A 13,686-nucleotide genomic window follows, 5' to 3' on the forward strand; every position below is an offset into this window, starting at 1 on the left:
CCTTGCCTGTCTTTTCGGTCTCGCCTGTCTCGGTCCGCGTCAGCGCTTGCGCTTCTTCGGTCGTGCGCCAGGGCGTGGTGTGCGGTTGCTTGGGCCGTTATTCCGTCCGGCCGAACTCGGCTTCTTTGCTTGCGGCTGGGCCACTTCGGTCACTTGTCCGTCGGACGTTTCCAGCCCCGATTCGGCGCCGGCTTCCCCGTCGGAATCGGTCACTGATCCGACGACCGCTTTCGGCGGTCGTTTGGGCTTGGCACCCGGCGCCGGTGCGTTGGCCGCCCGGCGGGCAATGGCTTCCTGCCGCTTGGCCTCGTCCTCTTTTTCGATCATCCCGAAGACGTAGTGCTGCTGACCGAAGGTCCAGATGTTGTTGGAGAACCAGTACAGGATGATCGCCAGCGGAAGAAACGGGCCGCCGGCGACCACGCCGAACGGAAACACGTACAGCGCAAGCTTGTTCATGATCGCGGTCTGCGGATTCGCCGCCGCTTCCGGGCTCTGCCGTGCCACCGATGCCCGGCTGTTGAAGTAGGTCGCGATGCCGGCCAGGATCATCACCGGTAGCCCGACGGCGATCACCGCGGGCCGGGAGAACGCCCCGAAGTCGGTGAAGGCTTTGATGCCGGTTGTCTGCGTCATCGTCGCCCCGATGGGCGCGCCGAAAAGGTTCGCGTCCAGGAAATGTCCGACGTCGCTCGGGCTGAACACGTAGTTGCGCGTGGCGCGGTTCTGGACGACCGTCATCTGCGGTCCACCCACCCCGCCGAACATGCCGCCGGTGGCTGTCCGGTTGAACGAGCGCAACACGTGATACAGGCCGAGGAACACGGGCAGCTGGGCCAGCATCGGCAGGCAGCCCAGGATCGGATTGAACCCGTGCTCGCGCTGCAGCTTCTGCATCTCCAGGGCCATGCGCTGACGGTCCTTGCCGTATTTCTTTTGCAGCGCTTTGATCTGCGGTTGCAACTCCTGCATCTGCCGGGTGGTGCGGATCTGCTTGACGAAGGGCTGGTACAGCAGCGCCCGCAGGGTGAACACCAGGAACATGACCGAGAGCGCCCACGCGAAGAAGTTCGACGGTCCCAGCACCGCGGCGAACAGCTTGTACCAAACCCACATGATCGCGGACACGGGGTAGTACACGAAGTCGAGACTGAAAGGATCAAACGGCAAAAGACTCACTCCTGGTGTCCACGTGTTCCGCACCGCATTCGCGGCGCTCGGGTATCGGATCCCATCCTCCCCGGTGCCACGGTCCGCACTTGGCGAGTCTGGCGGCGGCCAGCCAGCTACCCCGAATCAAGCCGTACTCCGTCAGAGCATCCACGGCGTACTGGCTACAGGTCGGAATGAAGCGGCAGGTCGCCGGCCGCAACGGCGAAACCATGTGCCGGTAGAGCTGAATGAGGAAAATCAGGCCGCGCGCCACGGCCCTGCCCATCCCGCTCAGCGAGCCCTTCACCGGGCGGCCCCCGCCGACTCGAAAGCGCGCCGCAACCCGGCACGTAATTGTTGTTCCAGCCAGGCCGACGACACGTGCCGACTGCTCGGCAACGCACGGATCACCACCAGGTCCGATCGATCGAGATCCCCCAGCATGGTCCGCGCAACGTGGCGCAGCCGGCGCGCGACCCGGTGACGCTGCACAGCCGAGCCCACCGACTTGGCAATGATCAGCCCCACTCGCGGACCTCTGCCGATCCCCTCATCGCTGCCGCGGCGCACGTGCACGATGAGGTCGGGCTGTACGGTACGCATGCCGTACTTCACCGTCTCGTCGAACTCGGTTGACCGCCTCATGCGGTTATTCGCGGGTAGCACCGCCCAAGGACCTGGTGTTGCGTTCAGGCAGACAGCACACGCCGGCCTTTACGGCGCCGGCTGGAGACGATCGACCGCCCGGCGCGGGTGCGCATCCGCAGTCGGAAACCATGCACGCGGGCTCGGCGCCGGTTGTTGGGCTGGAAGGTCCGCTTGCCCTTGGCCACGGCGTTCTCCTCGTTGTGTACGGCTCGAGTGTCCGAGCCATCCGGCCGCACGCACTTTGCAACTGAGTTGGTCCGCTAGGCGCCCGGGATTGGTTGGGGCTTGTCTTGCTACTGGCCGGCGCGGTCCCCAGGCTGACATTTCGGCGTCAGTTCGGGTCGCAGCCGTATCGCCGACTTTCGGGCGACTTTTTGAGGGTACTGACGTCCGTTCGCCGGGTCAAACCTGGCCTCTCCCAACGCACCACACCCCACCCCGGGGTGTCAGTTGGCGCAAGCCACGCCCGAAAACATTCGTTGGCGGCCAACCGAACCCGCGTCCGGTTGGCGCGGCCCAAATGAACCTCGGCGTAATGTTGCGAAACTGTTGGCAGCCGCACAGAAAACTGTTAGCTTCGGTCTCGGACTGGAGCGGCGGTCGACAACTCAGCAAGGATGGCAGAACGACGGGCGCCTAGACGACCTGCACGGGTTGTCTCCAGAACGGAGTCGTAAGCCGTCGCCGAGCGGCTAGTTTATGATCGTCCTGTCCACAGCTGTGGATAAGCATGTGGACAGTTGCTCCGGTCGCTAAAAGCGGTTGTACCCGACCCTAAATTCGCGAGAACCAGGGAGATGCGTCGTTGACCGATGATCCCGGTTCCGGTTTCACAAAAGTGTGGAACGCGGTCGTATCCGAGCTCAACGGTGAGTCAGATCCAGACGGAGAACCCACCAGCGGTACAACTCTTGTCACCCCGCTGACTCCCCAGCAAAGAGCCTGGCTCAACCTGGTTCAACCACTCACGATTGTGGAGGGGTTTGCTCTGCTGTCGGTGCCGAGCAGTTTCGTGCAAAACGAAATCGAACGACACCTGCGAACCCCGATCACCGATGCGCTCAGCCGCCGACTTGGTCAGCAAATCCAACTGGGCGTGCGGATCGCACCGACTGCCGAGAACGACGCCGACGACACCCCCTTCGCTCCGGCCGAGGCATTCGCCCAAGCCGACGAGATCGCTACCGACACCGGGATCGACAATCGTCTGGACGGCCTCGAAGGCCTCGACGGTGACGAAGGCTACGAAAACGGTGAGACGCTTGGCAGCGCTCACCAGAGCTGGCCGACCTACTTCACCAAGCGCCCCGCCGAATCCGGCAACGGCAGTGGGACGAGCCTCAACCGCCGTTACACCTTCGACACGTTCGTGATCGGCGCCTCCAACCGGTTTGCTCATGCGGCGGCGCTGGCGATCGCCGAAGCACCGGCGCGCGCCTACAACCCGCTGTTCATCTGGGGCGAATCCGGCCTGGGCAAAACGCACCTGCTGCACGCTGCCGGCAACTACGCCCAACGACTCTTCCCCGGCATGCGGGTCAAGTACGTCTCCACCGAAGAGTTCACCAACGATTTCATCAACTCTCTGCGCGACGACCGCAAAGTCGCGTTCAAACGCAGCTACCGCGACGTCGACGTGCTGCTCGTCGACGACATCCAATTCATCGAAGGCAAGGAAGGTATCCAGGAGGAGTTCTTCCACACCTTCAACACGTTGCACAACGCCAACAAACAGATCGTCATCTCGTCTGACCGGCCGCCCAAACAACTGGCCACCCTGGAAGACCGGCTGCGGACCCGGTTCGAGTGGGGCCTGATCACCGACGTGCAGCCACCGGAATTAGAGACGCGCATCGCCATCTTGCGTAAGAAAGCGCAGATGGAACGGCTCGCGGTCCCCGACGACGTGCTCGAACTCATCGCCAGCAGCATCGAACGCAACATCCGTGAGCTCGAAGGAGCCCTGATCCGGGTCACCGCGTTCGCCTCGCTGAACAAGACTCCGATCGACAAAGCGCTGGCGGAGATCGTCCTTCGCGACCTGATCGCCGACGCCAGCACCATGCAGATCAGCGCGGCGACCATCATGGCCGCCACCGCCGAATACTTCGACACCACCGTCGAAGAGCTGCGCGGGCCGGGCAAGACCCGGGCGCTGGCTCAGTCGCGACAAATCGCGATGTATCTGTGCCGGGAACTCACCGACCTGTCTCTACCAAAGATCGGCCAGGCGTTCGGCCGCGACCACACCACGGTCATGTACGCGCAGCGCAAGATTTTGTCCGAGATGGCGCAGCGGCGTGAAGTCTTCGATCATGTCAAAGAACTCACCACCCGCATCCGTCAGCGGTCCAAGCGCTGATCCGGCCGTTCAGCACTCGCTTTTTTCCAAAAAACTTCTCGCACGCGCGTCACAGCAGTCACACCGATGAGCTGTGCACAGCGCTGTGCAGACACCCCGTAAACAACCCGTAATCACTCGCAAGGCCGTGTACATCCGCACTTCATCCCCACCGGCCCAACACGAACCACACACCGGCCGCGCTTGTCATCCACAACCCCGCCGCTCCCCTAGCTGCGTGAAGGCCGAACTGTCCACAACATGCACACCCCTTATTACTGTTACTGAAATCTCTTCGTCATTTGTTCTTCGAAGAACAGGCTTGGGGACACGCAGCGAAACCGGCCTCGCGAGTGGCTTGACTGCCCGCGTTGTCACCCTTGCCGTTTAGCTTTCAAGTTGGGGCCAGAGGCTCTACGGTTGTTCTTCGACTGCCTATCGAGAACATTGCGGGGCGGCTAGCCAGTCAACTCGAACTCAATGGTGAAGGGACGCTATGGACGCGGCGACGACAAGAGCCGGCCTCACCGACTTGAAATTTCGTTTGGTCCGAGAGTCTTTCGCAGACGCCGTGTCCTGGGTGGCCAAAAATCTACCTACCAGACCTACGGTGCCGGTGCTCTCCGGAGTGCTGTTGAATGGGTCGGACGACGGCCTGACGATCTCGGGATTCGACTACGAGGTGTCCGCCGAGGCGCAGGTTGCCGCCGAAATCGCTTCTCCTGGAAGCGTTTTGGTCTCCGGTAGGTTGTTGTCGGATATCACCAGGGCGCTGCCGAACAAGCCTGTTGACTGTTATGTCGACGGTAACCGCTTGTCGTTGACCTGTGGCAACGCCAGGTTTTCGCTGCCGACTATGGCGGTTGAGGATTATCCCACCCTGCCGACGCTGCCCGAAGAAACCGGAACCTTGCCTTCGGAGTTGTTCGCCGAGGCGATCAACCAGGTTGCTATCGCAGCCGGCCGTGACGACACGTTGCCGATGCTGACCGGCATCCGGGTCGAGATTTCGGGTGACACGGTAGTTCTGGCCGCCACCGACAGGTTCCGTCTGGCGGTGCGCGAGCTCACCTGGTCGGCGTTGTCGCCCGACATCGAGGCCTCGGTGTTGGTGCCGGCCAGGACGTTGGCCGAAGCGGCCAAGTCGGGCATCGACGGCTCGGACGTGCGGCTGTCGCTGGGCGCCGGGATGGGCGTGGGCAAGGACGGGTTGCTGGGCATCAGCGGCAACGGCAAACGCAGCACCACCCGGCTGCTGGATGCGGAATTCCCGAAATTCCGCCAGCTGCTACCGGCTGAACACACCGCGGTTGCCACCATCGATGTGGCCGAGCTGACCGAAGCGATCAAGCTGGTGGCATTGGTGGCCGATCGCGGTGCGCAGGTGCGCATGGAATTCGGCGACGGCATGCTGCGGCTGTCCGCCGGCGATGACAATGTCGGGCGCGCCGAAGAAGACCTGGCCGTCGACTTCGCTGGCGAGCCGCTCACCATCGCGTTCAACCCGACGTATCTGACCGACGGGCTGGGGTCGGTGCACTCCGAGCGGGTGTCGTTCGGTTTCACGACTCCCGGCAAGCCGGCTTTGCTGCGCCCCGCTTCTGAAGCCGACCACCCCACAGGCAACGCGCCGTTCGCCGCCCTGCCGACGGAATACGTCTATCTGTTGATGCCGGTCCGGTTGCCCGGTTAGGTGTACGTCCGGCATTTAGGACTGCGCGACTTCCGGTCCTGGGCGCACGCAGACCTCGAACTGTATCCGGGCCGGACGGTGTTCGTCGGTCCGAACGGTTTCGGCAAAACGAATTTGATTGAGGCACTGTGGTATTCGGCGACTCTTGGTTCGCACCGGGTGGGGACCGACATGCCTCTGATCCGAACGGGTGCGGCGCGAGCGGTGGTGTCGACGATCGTCGTGAACGAGGGCCGCGAATGTGCGGTGGACCTGGAGATTGCCGCCGGGCGCGCCAACAAGGCCCGGCTGAACCGTTCACCGGTGCGCAGCACCCGCGAAGTGATCGGGGTACTGCGCGCAGTGTTGTTTGCTCCCGAAGACCTGGCTTTGGTGCGTGGCGATCCCGCGGACCGGCGGCGCTATCTAGACGACCTGGCGAGCCAGCGCCGGCCAACCATTGCAGCGGTGCGCGCCGACTACGACCGGGTTTTGCGGCAGCGTACCGCCCTGTTGAAGTCGCTGTCCGGGGCACGTCACCGCGGAGATCAAAGCGCGTTGGACACCCTCGATGTCTGGGACAGCCGGTTGGCCGAGCACGGCGCTGAATTGATGGCGGCGCGCATAGCCCTGACCGACCAGCTGGCACCGCAGGTGGAAAAGGCCTACCAGCTGTTGGCACCCGGATCGCGATCCGCGTCGATCGGCTACCGCGCCAGCTTGGACATCGGGAGCCAACCGGAGCCCGACCGGGAATACCTCGAGGCCGCCCTGTTGGCTGAGCTGGCGGCACGGCGTGCCGCCGAGTTGGAGCGGGGCATGTGTCTGGTCGGTCCGCACCGCGACGACTTGGAGTTGCGGTTGGGCAGTCAGCCCGCGAAAGGCTTTGCCAGCCATGGGGAATCGTGGTCGTTCGCCGTGGCGTTGCGGTTGGCTGCTTACGAGTTGTTGCGTACCGACGGCGGCGATCCGGTCCTCTTGCTCGACGACGTCTTCGCCGAACTCGATACCGCCCGTCGGCGGGCGCTGGGCGCGGTGGCCGAATCCGCAGAGCAGGTGCTGGTGACCGCGGCGGTGCTGGAGGACCTGCCGACCGGTTGGGATGCTAGGCGGGTGGCCATCGAGATGCGCGACGACGATTCCGGACGGATGTCGGTGGTGCAATCGTGACCGAGCGCGACACGGGGCCGCAGCCGCTGGAAGTTCCGGGTGAGCTGGCGGGCATCGATTTGGTGCGCCGGACTTTGGAAGAAGCGCGGGCTGCGGCGCGCGCGCAGGGAAAGGACTCGGGACGCGGCCGTGCGTCATCGCCGACACCGCGCCGCGTCGCGGGCCAGCGGCGCAGTTGGTCTGGCCCCGGGCCCGATGTGCGTGATCCGCAGCCGCTGGGCAGGGTGGCGCGGGACTTGGCGAAGAAACGCGGCTGGTCTGCGCACGTCGCCGAGGGCACGGTACTGGGTCAATGGCGGTCCGTGGTCGGTGCGCAGATCGCCGACCACGCCACCCCGACCGGATTGAACGACGGAGTGCTCAGCGTGGCGGCCGAATCGACCGCGTGGGCAACGCAGCTGCGGATGATGCAAGCCCAGCTGCTGGCGAAGATCGCGGCGGCGGTGGGCAACGGTGTGGTGACGTCCTTGCGAATCACCGGTCCGGCCGCACCATCGTGGCGGAAGGGCCCCCGACATATCGCTGGGCGGGGCCCGCGCGACACCTACGGATAGGGAACCCAGCGGCCTGCGGCGACGTCCAACAAGTGTTGGACCACGGCGGGCTCAGAGCCGCTAGAACGAAACGGACACCCGTGGCAAACGTCCGGACGCGACCAGAACGGAGATGTCAAGCACACGGCGCAATCAGATAGGTAGAAACGCGCCCAGAAAATCGGTGCTGACGGTCGCTCACGGTAGAGTGGACGGATGCGACCGCTGCGGTGACTGAACCGCTCGCATGCAACCCCAAGGAGAGCATTCCGACCGTGGCTGCCCAGAGGAAGAAGACCCAAGCCAACTACGGCGCTGAACAGATTACCGTCCTCGAGGGTCTGGAGGCTGTCCGCAAACGCCCGGGCATGTATATCGGGTCCACCGGCGAACGTGGTTTGCACCACCTCATCTGGGAAGTGGTCGACAACTCGGTGGACGAGGCGATGGCCGGCTACGCCAATCAGGTCGACGTGCGTCTGCTCGACGACGGCAGCGTGGAGGTCACCGACAACGGCCGCGGCATTCCGGTCGCCATGCACGCCACCGGCGCCCCCACCGTCGACGTGGTTATGACCCAACTGCACGCCGGCGGCAAATTCGGCGGGGAGAACAGCGGCTACAACGTCAGCGGTGGTTTGCACGGTGTCGGTGTGTCAGTGGTCAACGCGCTGTCGACCCGCCTGGAAGTCGATATCAAACGCGATGGACACGAGTGGTCGCAGTTCTACGACCACGCCGTGCCCGGCACCCTCAAACAGGGTGAGGCGACCAAGAAGACCGGGACCACCATCAGGTTCTGGGCGGACCCGGACATCTTCGAAACCATCGAGTACGACTTCGAGACCGTGGCCCGCCGGCTCCAGGAGATGGCGTTTCTCAACAAAGGTCTGACGATCAATCTGACTGACGAGCGGGTGGAGCAGGACGAGGTTGTCGAGGAGGTTGTCAGCGATACCGCTGAAGCACCCAAGTCCGCGGAGGAAAAGGCCGCCGAATCGACTGCGCCGCACAAGGTCAAACACCGCACCTTCCACTACCCCGGCGGTCTGATCGACTTCGTCAAGCACATCAACCGCACCAAGAGCCCAATTCAGCAGAGCGTCATCGCTTTCGAGGGAAAGGGTGAAGGTCACGAAGTCGAAATCGCGATGCAGTGGAACGGCGGATATTCCGAATCGGTGCATACCTTCGCCAACACCATCAACACCCACGAGGGCGGAACCCATGAAGAGGGTTTCCGCAGCGCGCTCACATCGGTGGTGAACAAGTACGCCAAGGACAAGAAGCTGCTCAAAGACAAAGACCCCAACCTCACCGGCGACGACATCCGGGAGGGGTTGGCAGCGGTGATCTCGGTGAAAGTGAGCGAACCGCAGTTCGAGGGGCAGACCAAGACCAAGCTGGGCAACACCGAAGTCAAGTCGTTCGTGCAGAAGGTCTGCAACGAACAGCTCACGCACTGGTTCGAAGCCAACCCGACCGAAGCCAAAACCGTTGTGAACAAGGCGGTTTCGTCGGCGCAGGCCCGCATCGCGGCGCGTAAGGCGCGAGAGTTGGTGCGCCGCAAGAGCGCAACCGACCTCGGTGGACTGCCGGGCAAGCTGGCCGACTGCCGATCCACCGATCCGCGGAAGTCCGAGCTGTATGTGGTGGAAGGTGACTCGGCCGGCGGCTCGGCGAAAAGCGGCCGCGATTCGATGTTCCAGGCGATTCTTCCGTTGCGCGGCAAGATCATCAACGTCGAGAAGGCCCGCATCGACCGGGTGCTAAAGAACACCGAGGTCCAGGCCATCATCACCGCGCTGGGCACCGGCATCCACGACGAGTTCGACATCAGCAAGCTGCGCTACCACAAGATCGTGCTGATGGCCGACGCCGACGTCGACGGCCAGCACATCTCAACTCTGCTGCTGACCTTGCTGTTCCGCTTCATGCGGCCGCTCATCGAGAACGGGCACGTGTTTCTGGCGCAGCCGCCGCTGTACAAGCTGAAGTGGCAGCGTTCGGATCCGGAGTTCGCCTATTCCGACCGTGAGCGCGACGGTCTGCTGGAGGCCGGGTTGAAGGCCGGCAAGAAGATCAACAAGGAGGACGGCATCCAGCGTTACAAGGGTCTGGGTGAAATGGATGCCAAGGAGTTGTGGGAGACCACGATGGACCCCTCGGTGCGGGTGCTGCGTCAGGTGACTCTGGACGATGCCGCCGCCGCCGACGAGTTGTTCTCCATTCTGATGGGCGAGGACGTCGACGCCCGACGCAGCTTTATCACCCGCAATGCCAAGGATGTTCGTTTCTTAGATGTCTGATGACGTCTCGCGCCAGTCCACCAATCCGAGGAACACATGACTGATACCACGCTGCCGCCGGGCGACGAGGCCGGCGACCGGATAGAGCCCGTCGACATCCAGCAGGAGATGCAGCGCAGCTACATCGACTACGCGATGAGCGTGATCGTGGGCCGCGCGCTGCCGGAGGTGCGCGACGGCCTCAAGCCGGTGCACCGCCGGGTGCTCTACGCGATGTTCGACTCCGGGTTCCGCCCGGACCGCAGCCACGCCAAGTCGGCGCGGTCGGTCGCTGAGACGATGGGCAACTACCACCCGCACGGCGACGCGTCGATCTACGACACGTTGGTGCGCATGGCGCAGCCGTGGTCGCTGCGGTATCCATTGGTCGACGGGCAGGGCAACTTCGGCTCTCCGGGTAACGATCCTCCGGCCGCGATGCGTTATTGCGTGTCTGGAGATGCATTGGTGCGCTTGCCTTTTGGGCAATCAGTACGGATCCGTGACGTCGTCAATGGTGCCCGGCCCAACTCCGATAACGCCATCGAGCTGAAAGTCGTCGATCGGCACGGAGACCCCGTTGTTGCCGACCGGTTGTTCCATTCGGGCGAGCACCAGACCTACACGGTGCGTACCACTGAAGGCTACGAGGTCACCGGCACGTCGAACCACCCCTTGCTGTGCCTGGTCGACGTCGGCGGTGTACCGACACTGCTGTGGAGGCTGATCGAGGAAATCCGTTCGGACGACTATGTGGTGCTGCAGCGCACTCCTCCAACGGAATTGGGACCCGCTGACTGGCATGACGTCATGGAAGCCCTCCTGTTGGGGGCGTTCATCAGTGAGGGCTTTGTGTCTGACTCGCGTGCCGGATTCAACAATCTCGACCGCGACTACTTCAATATGGTCGTGGGCGCGTACGACGCGGTGGTCGGAGGACGGCGGTACGTATCACCGCGGACTATTGCCTCCGGGCCGACATTGCTCGAGCTCGATATTCACAACCTCACGGAATTCAAAAAGACCCGTCTATGGGAGATGTTGGGGCAGCGCTCGGCTGACAAGCACGTGCCGGAGTGGCTGTGGCACTCCCCCGCCGCCGTCAAGCGCGTATTCCTGCAGGCATTATTCGAAGGCGACGGATCTTGCTCCGCGTTGCCGCGCAATACGATTCAGATCTCCTACTCGACCCGCAGCGAACGGCTGGCCAAAGACGTCCAGCAGATACTGCTCGAGTTCGGAGTCGTATCGAAGCGCTACCGCCACGCCGTCGGCGAATATAAGGTCGTCATCACCAACCGTGCCCAGGCCGAAATGTTCGCCTCGCAGATCGGTTTCGGCGGGGCCAAACAAACCAAGCTGACCGGGATCCTGTCGTCCATGCCACCCTGCGCGGGCCGCGACACCGACCACGTTCCCGGCTTGGCAAAGTTCATCCGCGAGCACTGCGGCAGCCACTGGGTCGACAAGGATTTTCTGAATCGCCACAACATCGACCGCATCCAACAATGGCGCACCCGCGGCGCGGAAATCCTGTCCCACATAGCAGATCCCGATGTCCGCGCCATCGCAACCGAACTCACCGACGGCCGGTTCTACTACGCCAAAGTCGCCGCCGTCTCCGATGCGGGCGTGCAACCCGTGTATAGCCTGCGCGTCGACACCGATGATCACGCCTTCCTGACCAACGGATTCGTCAGCCACAACACCGAAGCCCGACTGACTCCGTTGGCGATGGAGATGCTGCGCGAAATCGACGAGGAGACAGTCGATTTCATCCCCAACTACGACGGCCGCGTGCAGGAGCCGACGGTGCTGCCGAGCCGGTTCCCGAACCTGCTGGCCAACGGCTCCGGCGGCATCGCGGTCGGCATGGCGACCAATATCCCGCCGCACAACTTGCGCGAGCTCGCCGACGCGGTGTTCTGGTGCCTGGAAAACCACGACGCCGACGAAGAGGCCACGCTGGACGCCGTCATGCAGCGGGTCAAAGGCCCCGACTTCCCAACCTCTGGGCTGATCGTCGGATCCCAGGGCATCCACGACGCGTACAAGACGGGCCGCGGTTCCGTTCGCATGCGCGGAGTTGTCGAGGTAGAAGAAGATTCGCGCGGTCGCACGTCGCTGGTCATCACCGAGCTGCCCTATCAGGTCAACCACGACAACTTCATCACCTCGATCGCCGAGCAGGTGCGCGACGGCAAGCTGGCGGGCATCTCCAACATCGAGGACCAATCCAGCGACCGCGTTGGCCTGCGCATCGTCGTCGAGATCAAGCGCGATGCGGTCGCCAAGGTGGTGCTGAACAACCTTTACAAGCACACCCAGCTGCAAACGAGCTTCGGCGCCAACATGCTGTCGATCGTCGACGGGGTGCCACGCACGCTGCGCCTGGATCAGATGATCCGCTATTACGTCGAACACCAACTCGATGTCATCGTGCGGCGCACCACCTACCGCCTGCGCAAGGCCAACGAGCGGGCCCACATTCTGCGCGGATTGGTGAAAGCCCTCGACGCGCTGGACGAAGTCATCGCGCTCATCCGGGCGTCGGAAACCGTCGACATCGCGCGGGCCGGCCTGATCGAACTGCTCGACATCGACGAAATCCAGGCCCAGGCCATTCTCGACATGCAACTACGGCGCCTGGCCGCATTGGAGCGTCAGCGCATCGTCGACGACTTGGCCAAGATCGAAGCCGAGATCGCCGATCTGGAAGACATTCTGGCCAAGCCCGAGCGGCAGCGCGCCATCGTGCGCGACGAACTGGCCGAGATCGTCGAAAAGCACGGCGACGACCGTCGCACCCGGATCATCGCGGCCGACGGCGACGTCAGCGACGAGGATCTGATCGCCCGCGAGGACGTCGTCGTCACCATCACCGAGACCGGATACGCCAAGCGCACCAAGACCGACCTCTACCGCAGCCAGAAACGCGGCGGGAAGGGCGTGCAGGGCGCCGGGCTCAAGCAGGACGACATCGTGCGGCACTTCTTCGTGTGCTCGACGCACGACTGGATCCTGTTCTTCACCACCCAGGGCCGGGTGTATCGGGCCAAGGCCTACGAGCTGCCGGAGGCCGCGCGGACCGCGCGTGGTCAGCACGTCGCCAACCTGCTGGCCTTCCAGCCCGAAGAGCGAATCGCCCAGGTCATCCAGATCAAGAGCTACGAGGATGCTCCATACCTGGTGCTGGCCACCGCCAACGGTCTGGTCAAGAAGTCCAAGCTGACCGACTTCGACTCCAACCGCTCGGGCGGAATTGTGGCCATCAATCTTCGCGACAACGACGAGCTGGTCGGGGCGGTGCTGTGCTCGTCCGACGACGATCTGCTGCTGGTCTCGGCCAACGGCCAGTCGATCAGGTTCTCGGCCACCGACGAGGCGTTGCGGCCGATGGGCCGGGCCACCTCCGGTGTGCAGGGCATGCGCTTCAACACCGACGACCGACTGCTGTCGCTGAACGTCGTCCGCGAGGGCACCTACCTGCTGGTCGCGACGTCGGGCGGCTACGCAAAACGGACCGGGATCGAGGAGTACCCAGTACAGGGCCGCGGCGGCAAGGGTGTGCTGACTGTGATGTACGACCGCCGGCGTGGCAGGCTGGTTGGGGCGTTGATTGTCGACGACGACAGCGAGCTGTACGCCATCACCTCCGTGGGCGGCGTCATTCGCACGGCGGCCCGCCAGGTCCGCAAGGCGGGACGGCAGACCAAGGGCGTTCGCTTGATGAACTTGGGTGAGGGCGACACACTGTTAGCCATCGCACGCAACGCCGAGGAAAGCGGCGACGACAACGGGGTGGAAACCGACGGTGCGGAGGAGTCGGGTGGTCGGGCCTGAGCCCGGCTAGGAATAATGCGACTGCACTGCCCAGGCTGG

10 protein-coding genes are annotated in these 13,686 nt (G+C 63.6%); 6 read left to right on the plus strand and 4 right to left on the minus strand.

All coding sequences use genetic code 11. The features are described from left to right. Positions 1-39 precede the first annotated feature (39 nt). The 4 genes from yidC to rpmH are packed head-to-tail and all read right to left on the minus strand — an operon-like array spanning position 40 to position 1,985. The gene (yidC, locus tag A5791_RS01155; RefSeq protein ID WP_156660934.1) at positions 40-1,179 is read right to left on the minus strand and encodes a membrane protein insertase YidC; all 1,140 of its coding nucleotides are present in this window, start codon (positions 1,177-1,179) and stop codon (positions 40-42) included. Then, positions 1,160-1,438: a membrane protein insertion efficiency factor YidD gene (yidD, locus tag A5791_RS01160; RefSeq protein WP_067229718.1), complete on the minus strand. Its 279-nt coding sequence runs from the start codon at positions 1,436-1,438 to the stop codon at positions 1,160-1,162. Before yidD ends, yidC begins: the two co-directional genes overlap by 20 nt. A gap of 17 nt (positions 1,439-1,455) precedes the next feature. Continuing rightward, positions 1,456-1,818, minus strand: coding sequence for a ribonuclease P protein component (gene rnpA, locus A5791_RS01165; protein ID WP_067229660.1), 363 nt, complete (start codon positions 1,816-1,818; stop codon positions 1,456-1,458). Positions 1,819-1,841: 23 nt separating this feature from the next. After that, the gene (gene rpmH / locus A5791_RS25690) at positions 1,842-1,985 is read right to left on the minus strand and encodes a 50S ribosomal protein L34 (protein WP_082966674.1); all 144 of its coding nucleotides are present in this window, start codon (positions 1,983-1,985) and stop codon (positions 1,842-1,844) included. Between the two features lie 620 nt (positions 1,986-2,605). On the opposite strand from rpmH, the gene dnaA reads away from it, so the two are divergent. The 6 genes from dnaA to gyrA all read left to right on the plus strand — a co-directional run bounded on the left by dnaA (position 2,606) and on the right by gyrA (position 13,647). Continuing rightward, positions 2,606-4,162, plus strand: coding sequence for a chromosomal replication initiator protein DnaA (dnaA, locus tag A5791_RS01170; RefSeq protein WP_067229663.1), 1,557 nt, complete (start codon positions 2,606-2,608; stop codon positions 4,160-4,162). A gap of 475 nt (positions 4,163-4,637) precedes the next feature. Further along, on the plus strand, positions 4,638-5,834 hold the full coding sequence (gene dnaN, locus A5791_RS01175) for a DNA polymerase III subunit beta (protein WP_067229668.1): 1,197 nt from the start codon (positions 4,638-4,640) through the stop codon (positions 5,832-5,834). Continuing rightward, complete coding sequence (gene recF, locus A5791_RS01180) at positions 5,835-6,983, plus strand: DNA replication/repair protein RecF (protein ID WP_067229671.1); 1,149 nt, start codon at positions 5,835-5,837, stop codon at positions 6,981-6,983. Beyond that, positions 6,980-7,537 (plus strand): DUF721 family protein, encoded by a 558-nt coding sequence (locus A5791_RS01185; protein WP_231995764.1) that lies wholly within the window; start codon positions 6,980-6,982, stop codon positions 7,535-7,537. The genes recF and A5791_RS01185 overlap by 4 nt, the downstream gene beginning before the upstream one ends. 254 nt (positions 7,538-7,791) lie before the next feature. Continuing rightward, the gene (gene gyrB, locus A5791_RS01190; RefSeq protein WP_067229722.1) at positions 7,792-9,825 is read left to right on the plus strand and encodes a DNA topoisomerase (ATP-hydrolyzing) subunit B; all 2,034 of its coding nucleotides are present in this window, start codon (positions 7,792-7,794) and stop codon (positions 9,823-9,825) included. 36 nt (positions 9,826-9,861) lie between these two features. Next, positions 9,862-13,647, plus strand: coding sequence for an intein-containing DNA gyrase subunit A (gyrA, locus tag A5791_RS01195; RefSeq protein WP_067229676.1), 3,786 nt, complete (start codon positions 9,862-9,864; stop codon positions 13,645-13,647). The last annotated feature ends 39 nt before the right edge of the window (positions 13,648-13,686 follow it).

The sequence above is a fragment of the Mycobacterium sp. 852002-51163_SCH5372311 genome (assembly GCF_001667115.1).
In the GTDB taxonomy this organism is placed as follows: Bacteria; Actinomycetota; Actinomycetes; order Mycobacteriales; family Mycobacteriaceae; genus Mycobacterium.

Excerpts from the sequence above, each read along its gene's own strand:
- gyrA (WP_067229676.1), top strand. The coding sequence starts at position 9,862 with ATGACTGATACCACGCTGCCGCCGGGCGACGAGGCCGGCGACCGGATA.
- dnaN (WP_067229668.1), top strand. The coding sequence starts at position 4,638 with ATGGACGCGGCGACGACAAGAGCCGGCCTCACCGACTTGAAATTTCGT.
- yidD (WP_067229718.1), bottom strand. The coding sequence starts at position 1,438 with ATGGGCAGGGCCGTGGCGCGCGGCCTGATTTTCCTCATTCAGCTCTAC.